General features: G+C 72.9%; 5 protein-coding genes. 2 read left to right on the top strand and 3 right to left on the bottom strand.

Annotation, left to right across the window (positions count from 1 at the left end):
* The coding region (gene tap, locus VE546_RS19235; RefSeq protein ID WP_324923983.1) for a telomere-associated protein Tap at positions 1–1,588 on the top strand (1,588 nt) is incomplete at its 5' end.
* Positions 1,589–1,592: 4 nt separating this feature from the next.
* On the top strand, positions 1,593–2,147 hold the full coding sequence (tpg, locus tag VE546_RS19230) for a telomere-protecting terminal protein Tpg (protein ID WP_324923981.1): 555 nt from the start codon (positions 1,593–1,595) through the stop codon (positions 2,145–2,147).
* A 141-nt stretch (positions 2,148–2,288) separates the two neighbouring features.
* Here tpg and VE546_RS19225 read toward each other — a convergent pair whose 3' ends face one another.
* The 3 genes from VE546_RS19225 to putP all read right to left on the bottom strand — a co-directional run bounded on the left by VE546_RS19225 (position 2,289) and on the right by putP (position 7,829).
* The gene (locus VE546_RS19225) at positions 2,289–2,762 is read right to left on the bottom strand and encodes an ATP-binding protein (protein WP_414720527.1); all 474 of its coding nucleotides are present in this window, start codon (positions 2,760–2,762) and stop codon (positions 2,289–2,291) included.
* 349 nt (positions 2,763–3,111) lie between these two features.
* Positions 3,112–3,732 (bottom strand): L-threonylcarbamoyladenylate synthase, encoded by a 621-nt coding sequence (locus VE546_RS19220; RefSeq protein WP_324923979.1) that lies wholly within the window; start codon positions 3,730–3,732, stop codon positions 3,112–3,114.
* A 488-nt stretch (positions 3,733–4,220) separates the two neighbouring features.
* Positions 4,221–7,829 (bottom strand): sodium/proline symporter PutP, encoded by a 3,609-nt coding sequence (gene putP, locus VE546_RS19215; protein ID WP_324923978.1) that lies wholly within the window; start codon positions 7,827–7,829, stop codon positions 4,221–4,223.
* Between the last annotated feature and the right edge of the window lie 660 nt (positions 7,830–8,489).

Genomic DNA, 8,489 nt, shown 5'->3' with positions numbered 1-8,489 from the left:
GCTGGACTGCCCGGCGGCCACCATCCCGGCGCTGGTGGAGTGGACCCTTGCCGAGTCCGGCCTGGGCGCGCCCCGGCTGCACCGCAACGGCAAGGACGCCGATCCGCTGATCGTGCTCACCGCGGCCGCGGCCGTCAGGCTCGGGCTGCCCGAGCGCCTGGAGGGGCCCGAGGCCCGCCGTAGCCTGCGCCTGCCCGACGACCACCCGGTGGTCAAGCAGCTCACCCGCGCCAAGTGGAAGCTGACCCAGCGCGGGTTCGGCCCCTGGGCGCGGATCTACCGCCCCGCGACAGCCGGCCGGCGGCAGTGCGTGCAGCTCGCCGTGCTGTCCTGGGACGCGCTCGACCCGCGGGCCTGGCCCGGCGTGGCCGAGATGGCGCCGGCCGAGATCGCCCGTGTCCTGGGCGTGTACGCCGCCCGGGTCCTCACCCCGCGCGGCTCCACGGCGGTGACCGGGCTGGAGCTGATGACGAGCCTGCGCCCGCCCACCCGCGCGGTGCAGGACCGCGCGACCGGTCAGTGGGTCTCCGGCCACAACCCCGGCTCGCTGGGCACCGAGCCGGTCGACCCGGCCCCGCCCGAGGCGCCCGCCGAGCACCCGGTCGCCCAGGGCTGGGACGGCGGCTTCCTGGACGAGGAGGCCTACCAGTGGGTCCGAGACCCCCGGCTGCTGTCCGATGAGGAGTGCCTGCGGCCGTACGCGGTCGGGTTGGACATCAACACCGCCTTCCTGGCCGCCGCCGCCCGCCTCACCGTCGGCCTGTCCGGCCCCGAGCACGTCACCCGCCCGGCGTTCGACAAGAAGATCCCCGGCTGCTGGCTGGTGGACCTGTCCCACATCGAGACCGACCCGCGCCTGCCCAGCCCGTTCACCCCCACCGGCCGGCGCCCGACGGGACCGGCCTGGTACGCCACCCCCACCGTCGCCTACGCCGTCGAACTCGGCCACAACGTCGCTCCCGTCGAGGCCTATCTGCGGCGCGAGACCGGCGCCTACCTCGACCCCTGGCACGACCGGCTCCGCACCGCCTACCTCGACACCCTCGCCGACCTGGGCGTCACCAAGGACCTGGACGACCACGCGTTCCTGGCCGCGATGGAGCGCCACAAGGAGGCCGACCCGGGCCTGGCGGCGGTCCTCGCCGCGATCAAGGCGACCGTCAAGGGCGGCATCGGCAAGCTCCGCGAACGTCCCCAGGGACGCCACTACCGCGACGGGGAGCGGTGGCCGGCGCTGGAGCGCCCGACCTGGCGCCCGGACATCCGCGCCGCGGTCATCGCCCGGGCCCGGGTGAACATGCACCGCAAGATGCTCAAGACCGCCCAGGCCACCGGCCTGTACCCCCTCGCGGTGCTGTCCGACTGCGTGGTCTACCCCTCCCCGGGCCCCTCGCCGCTGGACTTCCTGCCCTACACCACCTCCGGCAAGCCCCTGCCCGGCGCCTTCCGGCTGGGGCCCGCCCCGGGCCTGTGCAAGGTCGAGGGCGTGGCCGAGCTGGCCTGGGCGGTGGACCTGATGGAGCAGGGTCACAACCCCGCCCGCCACATCAAGGACGGCGTCGACGCCGTCCTGGACGAGGGAGAGTAAGCCCGTGGGGGAGATCGACGAGGCCCTGCAGCGCGCCGAGACCGAGGTGTTCACCCGCACCCCGCCCAAGACGCTCAAGGCCCAGATCAACTTCCTGGTCCGGCAGTTGAAGACCACCCGGGCCGTGGCCGCCGAGCTCGGGGTCAGCCAGCGGTCGGTGGAGCGCTACCGCAAGGGCGACCGCAGGCACCCGCCCCGGCGCATCCAGGAACGGATCGACGCCGCCGTCCGCGCCCGCTGGCAGCCCCGGGTGCGCAAACGCCGACGGCAGCAGGCCGCCACCACGACCGGCATCACCATCGAGACCCGCGCCCGCTTCGGCTACACGGCCCCCATCGGCTCCACCGACGACGGCCGGATGCGGCGCCTGACCGTCCACCTTCCCCCGGCCTACGCCCGCCGCCTGTTCGACGCCCGCGCCCAGGGCGCCGGCGACCGGCAACTGCGCGAGATCGTCGCCGAAGGACTGCAGGAGATGTACTTCAAGGACGGCGGGCGCCGCGCCGCCGGCCTGGAGGTCGCCTTCACCGACATCGACTACATCGACGTCTCCTTCTAGGAGGAGACGCAGGGCGAGGACGCCTCTCCGCCTGCCGTGGCTCCGCGTGCCCGAGCGCCGGCCTGCGGTGGATCGCCGGAGCCCGGCTCCGGGGCACCGGGGGATGTCGTGCCCGGGGGAGTGTGGTCCGCGGTGCCGCGGTCAGTCCGCCTGTTCCGTGTCCTTGTGTGCGGCCTCGGGACCGGCTGGTCCGGCGTCGTCAGGGGCCGGGGCGGACGGGCGGAAGCAGGCGATGACGGTCTTCCCGTCCGTGCAGGGGTGGGCCTCCCATTCGTCGGCCAGCGCGTCGACGAGGAGCATGCCACGGCCCCCGGTGCGCTCGGTGCTCGCGGGGCGGGGCGTGGGCAGGTCGGTGGAGGAGTCGTGCACGCCCACGTGCAGACAGCGGGTGTCCCAGGTCAGCACCAGGTGCGCGGTGCTGTGCGCGTGCACGTGGGCATTGGTCACCAGCTCCGAGACGGTCAGCAGCACCGCGTCCACCGTCTCCGGCGCCGTGGTCGTCCAGCCCAGTGACTCCAGATGCCCGCGCGTCCAGTCCCGTGCCGCCTTCACTCCGCTGGACACCGGAAGCGACCGCGCCCATCCCACTGCCCGCACCGACGATTCACGCACCATGTCCCTCCCTGATCCGGTCTGCTGACTCAGCGTCTGCCCCCGGGGGCGCGACTCCATGACGCCGACGAGTCGGGCGGAGGCCGGCCTGCGCGGTGGTCGGCACCACCTCCAAGGCCAGAGGGGCCGCGGTGCCTGCTTCCGTACCGGCCCCACCGCGCACGGCCCGGGCCGGCCTCGAAGCGTGCGATGGCATCCCGGCCGCACCATGCCGGGGAAGGCGGCGAAGGCGCCGCCGGTGGCTGCCGTCCTTCCGGCCGCGGGGCCGCTCATCGTGCCGGCCACGGCGGCGGGGGACAGGGATGTCCCAATCCGCCGCCGTGCCCGGCACGCGATGACGTCGTCGGCGCGGCTACTCGAACCGTGCGGTGTCGCCCGCTCCCCGGCGTACGATCTCGGCCTCGCCGTCGGAGAAGTCGATGACCGTGGTCGGCTCGGTGCCGCAGTCACCCGAGTCCACCACGGCGTCCACCACGTGGTCGAGCCGTTCCTTGATCTCCCAGCCCTGTGTCATCGGCTCGTCCTCGCCGGGGAGGAGCAGGGTGCTGGAGAGCAGCGGCTCACCGAGGTCGGCGAGTAGGGCCTGGGTGACGACATGGTCGGGAATGCGGACTCCGACCGTCTTCTTCTTCGGGTGCAGCAGTTGGCGCGGCACCTCCTTCGTCGCGGGAAGGATGAAGGTGTAGCTCCCGGGCGTCGCCGCCTTGATGGCGCGGAAGACGTCGTTGTCGACGCGCACGAACTGACTGAGCTGTGCGAAGTTTCGGCACACGAGGGTGAAGTGGTGACGGTCGTCGAGGTTCCGGATCGACCGGATCCGGGCCATGCCGTCACGGTTGCCCAACTGGCATCCCAGCGCGAAACAGGAGTCCGTCGGGTACGCGATGAGCGCGCCGGAGCGGATGCTGTCGACCACGTTGCCGATGATGCGCTGCTGGGGATTCTCGGGGTGCACGTCGAAGTACCTTGCCATCCGCCGACTCTACGGGACCGGGACATCCGTGGGCAGGGCCGGGGCGTTGTCACCGGTCGGGAGCGTCCCGGGCCGACGGTGCCGAACGATGGGCGGGCGCGAGGACGCCCGGGGGACCGGCCTCCCCGCCCGCGGCCGGTGTGGCGGGCCGGCCCACCACCGAAGCACGTGGGCCACAGAGGCGGTCACCCCGCCGGGACATGACGGGGGAGGGGCGGGGCAAGCGGTGCGGCCTGCGGGAGATGCCGGTGCCCGGCACGGAATCCTTCCGTCCGTGGCCCGCCGGCCCCGGAAGGGCGGAGGAACGGCCGCCGGACGGCCCGCTGAGGGGCCCGGTGGCCCGGGGACGGGGCGGCCGTTCCGCCGTCGACGGTGGTGATCTCCCGGGTGACGGGCGCACCGCTCCCGTGGGGGGAGGGAGGAGTGCCGGCGGTTGCGCGGTCGCCTCGAAGGCGCGGCAGGGGCGTTCCGCTCGGGTACCGGCTGCCTCACATCACCAGGTCGATGGGGGCAGCGGGAACGGCGGAGCCGGTGGGCGCGGCCTGTTCCGTCCAGATGGTCTTGCCCTCCGCGGTGTAGCGGGTGCCCCACCGCCGGGTGAGCTGTGCGATGATCAGCAGTCCCCGTCCGCCCTCGTCCGTGGTCCGGGCGTGGCGCAGACGGGGCGAGGTGCTGCTGGTGTCGGAGACCTCGCAGATCAGCGCGCGTTCCCGGATCAGCCGCAGAGTGATCGGTCCGGTCGCGTGGCGGATGGCGTTGGTGACCAGCTCGCTGACGATCAGCTCCGTGGTGAACAGCAGATCGTCCATGTTCCACTCCGACAACTGTCGGGTGACGAAGGCGCGCGCGTCCGCGACGACCGCCGGGTCGCTGGGCAGCTCCTGGGAGGCGACCTGTGTCGAGTCCAGGACGCGGGTCCGGGCGAGGAGCAGGGCGGCGTCGTCGGAGGGCGGACCGGGCAGCAGGGCCTTGACGACGTTGTCGCCCGTCGCCTCCAGGCTGGGACCGGCGGGCGCGAGGGCGCTGCTCAACCGGGACAGCCCGATGTCGATGTCCCGGTCGCACTCCTCGATGAGACCGTCGGTGTAGAGCGCGATCAGGCTGCCCTCCTCCAGTTCGAAGTCGACGGACTCGAACGGGAGGGCCCCGAGGCCCAGCGGCGGCCCGGCGGGCAGGTCCGGGATGTCCACGGCGCCGTCGGGGCTGACGATCACGGGCGGGAGATGGCCGGCCCGGGCCAGCGAGCACCGCCCGCCGACCGGGTCGTACACGGCGTACAGGCAGGTGGCGCCCATGAACGAGGCGGCCACGCTCTCGTCCCCGGCGCCCGGTGACTCGTCCGCGTGGTCCGGGCCCATCAGGTCGTTGACCAGGTCGTCCAGGTGGGCCAGCAGCTCGTCGGGGGGAAGATCCAGTTTGGCGAGCGTGCGCATGGCCGTACGGAGCCGCCCCATGGTGGTCGCGGCGTTGATGCCGTGGCCGACCACGTCCCCGACGGCCAGGGCGACCCGTGCCCCGGAGAGCGGGATCACGTCGAACCAGTCACCGCCCACACCGCTCGGCGCGTCGGCCGGGAGGTACCACGACGCCACCTCCAGGGCGGAGCCGCCGGTCAGGTCCTGCGGCAGCAGGGAGCGCTGCATGGCCTGGGCCGTGGTGCGCTCGCGGGCGTAGCGGCGGGCGTTGTCGACGCTCACCGCGGCACGGAAGACGAGTTCCTCGGCAAGGCGTACGTCGTCCTCCACGAAGGGGCCCAGACGCCGGGACCGGACGAAGGTGACCGCGCCCAGGGTGACTCCGCGGGCCCGCACCGGCACGACCATCACCGAGGAAGGCCCGCATCCGGCGGTGACGTCGTCCGGCGCCGGATCGCTCGCCACCCGTGCGCGGGGAGCGGCGTCGAGGTCCGGCTCCACCAGGGTCCTCCCCTGGAGCAGGCAGCGGGCCACCGGTGAGGCGGGGTCGTGGTGGACCGTCTCTCCCACGGCCGGTCCCGCTCCCGAGTGGTCCTCGTGCAGCGACTTCCGCCCCGCCCGCTGCATGACGGGAACGCTGTCGACCGGCCCGGGAGCCGGCTCCTCGCCCCTCATCACCGAGTCCAGCAGGTCGACGGCGACGAAGTCGGCGAGGGGCGGTACGGCACCGTCGGCCAGTTCCTGGGCGGTCAGCGTCACATCCAGCGTGCTGCCGATCCGGGCGCTGGTGTCGTTCAGCAGGGCCAGCCGCTGCTTCGCCTCCCAGCGCTCGGTGACGTCGATGACCATGTACCAGATCCCGACGCGCTGACCGTGGCGGTTCTCCATCCCGAAGAAGGAGAGCGAGTACGCCCGCTCCCGGTGCGGATCGGCGTAGCCGGGGCCGTGGAACTCGTAGTCCAGCACCGGGACCCCGGTCTCCAGCACGCTCCGCATCCGCTTCTCGAGTTCCTCCGCCTCCCGCCTCGGCAGCAACTCCGTCACCCGCCGTCCCAGGCGCTGCTCCAGCGGGGCCAGGCGTTCCAGCACCCTGTTCACCCAGACGTACCGCAGATCGGTGTCCAGTACGGCCATGCCGATCGGTGCCTGCCCGAGGGACGGCTCCAGCATGAGCTGGTTCACCCCGCCCCCCGGCAGCCGCCAGAAGGCGCGTTTCGGAGGTCGGCCGACCCACCGGCCGAAGACCAGCGCGGCGGCGGTGGCGGTCAGCACGCCCGGGACCATCTCGTAGATGCCGGACTCCAGCGGCCCGAGCAGCGGATTGATCCTGTCCCAGAGGAGGACGACGCCCGCGCCCGACACGATGCCGGCCATGGCCCCCGCCCAGGTCATGCGCGGCCAGTACAGCGAGAGGAGGACGACCGGCCCGAAGGCGGCGCCGAACCCCGCCCAGGCATGGGCCACGACGCTCAGCACGCCGCCGCCCCTGAGCGCGATCGCATAGGCGACCAGCGTCACCGCCGCCACGGCGCAGCGGCCGGCCCACACCAGCACCCTGTCCGAGGCGTGCCGGTTGAGGAACGCGTGGTAGAAGTCCTCGGTGAGGGCGACCGACGACACGAGCAACTGGCTGTCCGCGGTCGACATGATCGCGGCCAGCACGGCGATCAGCATGATGCCCGCGCCCCAGGGGTTGAGCAGGGCGTCGGTCAGGGCTATGAACACGGTCTCGGGGTTGGTGAGCGGCGCGTCGAGCCGGGCGATCCCCACCAGGCCGACGAGCGATGCGCCCGCGAGCACGACGAGCACCCAGCCCGTGCCGATGCGCCGGGCCGTCGGGATGGCGCGGATGCTGCGGATGCCCATGAAGCGGGCGAGGATGTGCGGCTGGCCGAAGTAGCCGAGGCCCCAGGCGAGCAGCGAGATGATCGCGAGGGCACTGAGCGATCCGCCCGCGGACCACTCGCCGCCGGAGAAGCCGGCCCGGGCGCCCATGTCCAGGAGGGACGGCGTTCTGTCGTTGAGCTCGTCGTTCAGCGCTCCGAACCCGCCCAGCACCACGATCCCGATCACGGGCAGCACGAGCAGGGTGAGGAACATCAGCGTGCCCTGGACCACGTGCGTCAGGCTCACGGCGAGGAAACCGCCGAGGCACGAGTAGACGACGATCACCAGAGCGGTCAGGGTCACCCCGAGCCCGAAGTCGATGTCGAGGACCTGCTCGAAGAGCACGCCGCCGGCGACCAGGCCACTGGCCACGTAGAGGGTGAAGAACACGACGATGACGGCGGCCGTGACGATCCGGAGCATTCTGGTGCGGTCCTCGAACCGCTCCTCCAGGTATGCCGACAGGCTCACGGCGTTGCCGGCCCGCTCGGTGTAGGTCCGCAGCCGTGGCGCGACGAACAGCCAGTTGAGGTAGGTGCCGACCGCCAGGCCGACGGCGATCCAGGTGGCGCCGATACCGGCCGCGTACACGGCTCCGGGGAGCGCCAGGAACAGCCAGCCGGACATGTCGCTGGCTCCGGCGGACAGGGCGGCGACCGGCGCACGGAGTTTGCGACCGCCGAGGGCGAAGTCGGCGAAGGTGTGGGTGCGGGCGTAGGCCCAGACGCCCACACCGATCATGGCGACCAGATAGACCGCGAAGACGGTCACGATCGGTGCGCTCAGATCGAACATGTCCCCACCTGTGAGGGCTGATGGACTTGGGTGCGTCCCCTGTCGGCGGTACTGCGGCCCGCGGGCACACCCGGGAGGCGTGTGCAGATTATCCTAGTTTCGCATCTGTCGTGTTTTCTGTGGATGAATGAAAGTATTCAGGCTCGTCGGGCGTCCGTACCGGACCGTCCCGTCGGCTTGCCGAAGGGCGTCGCGGGCACCGCGCGGGTGGGCGGGCGGCAACCCGGGAAGACCGTGGAGGCGGACCGCGCCCTCACGGACGGCCGTCCTTCGGGCCGGGCGGACGGCCCGCACGGTGATCACCGCGGGGCTGGGGATGTGCTGCCGACCGGTGCCGGGGGCGGGAGCACCGGGGTAGCGGTTGCCGGCGGGGACCTCCGTCCCGCACGCTGTCGATGACCACCCCGGACCGCCGGGGCGCCTGGCCGGACCCCTCCCGTACCGGCCCCGATGAGCTGCGCGCGCCGCCGGCGCCGCCCCCGTCGGCCTGCCGTCCGGCCGGGAAGCACCAGCCGGCCGGCCGACTACGTCCGGTCCGGTCCGGCTCGTCGAGCGCGTCGCCGACGACGAGCCGGGAGTACGTCCGCGCGATGGCACGCGAGCCGGTGGTGCTCTCCGAGCGCCACGGTTCGCGCCGGCTCGTGTCACGGTTCGGCGGAG

Source organism: Streptomyces sp. (assembly GCF_035644915.1).
Lineage (GTDB): Bacteria > Actinomycetota > Actinomycetes > Streptomycetales > Streptomycetaceae > Streptomyces.
The sequence above is the reverse complement of the archived record's forward strand: the minus strand, read 5'-3'. Positions and strand labels throughout refer to the sequence as shown.

Bases quoted from the DNA above. Each gene is read 5' to 3' on its own strand.
- putP (WP_324923978.1), bottom strand. From the start codon at position 7,829: ATGTTCGATCTGAGCGCACCGATCGTGACCGTCTTCGCGGTCTATCTG.
- VE546_RS19220 (WP_324923979.1), bottom strand. From the start codon at position 3,732: ATGGCAAGGTACTTCGACGTGCACCCCGAGAATCCCCAGCAGCGCATC.
- VE546_RS19225 (WP_414720527.1), bottom strand. From the start codon at position 2,762: ATGGTGCGTGAATCGTCGGTGCGGGCAGTGGGATGGGCGCGGTCGCTT.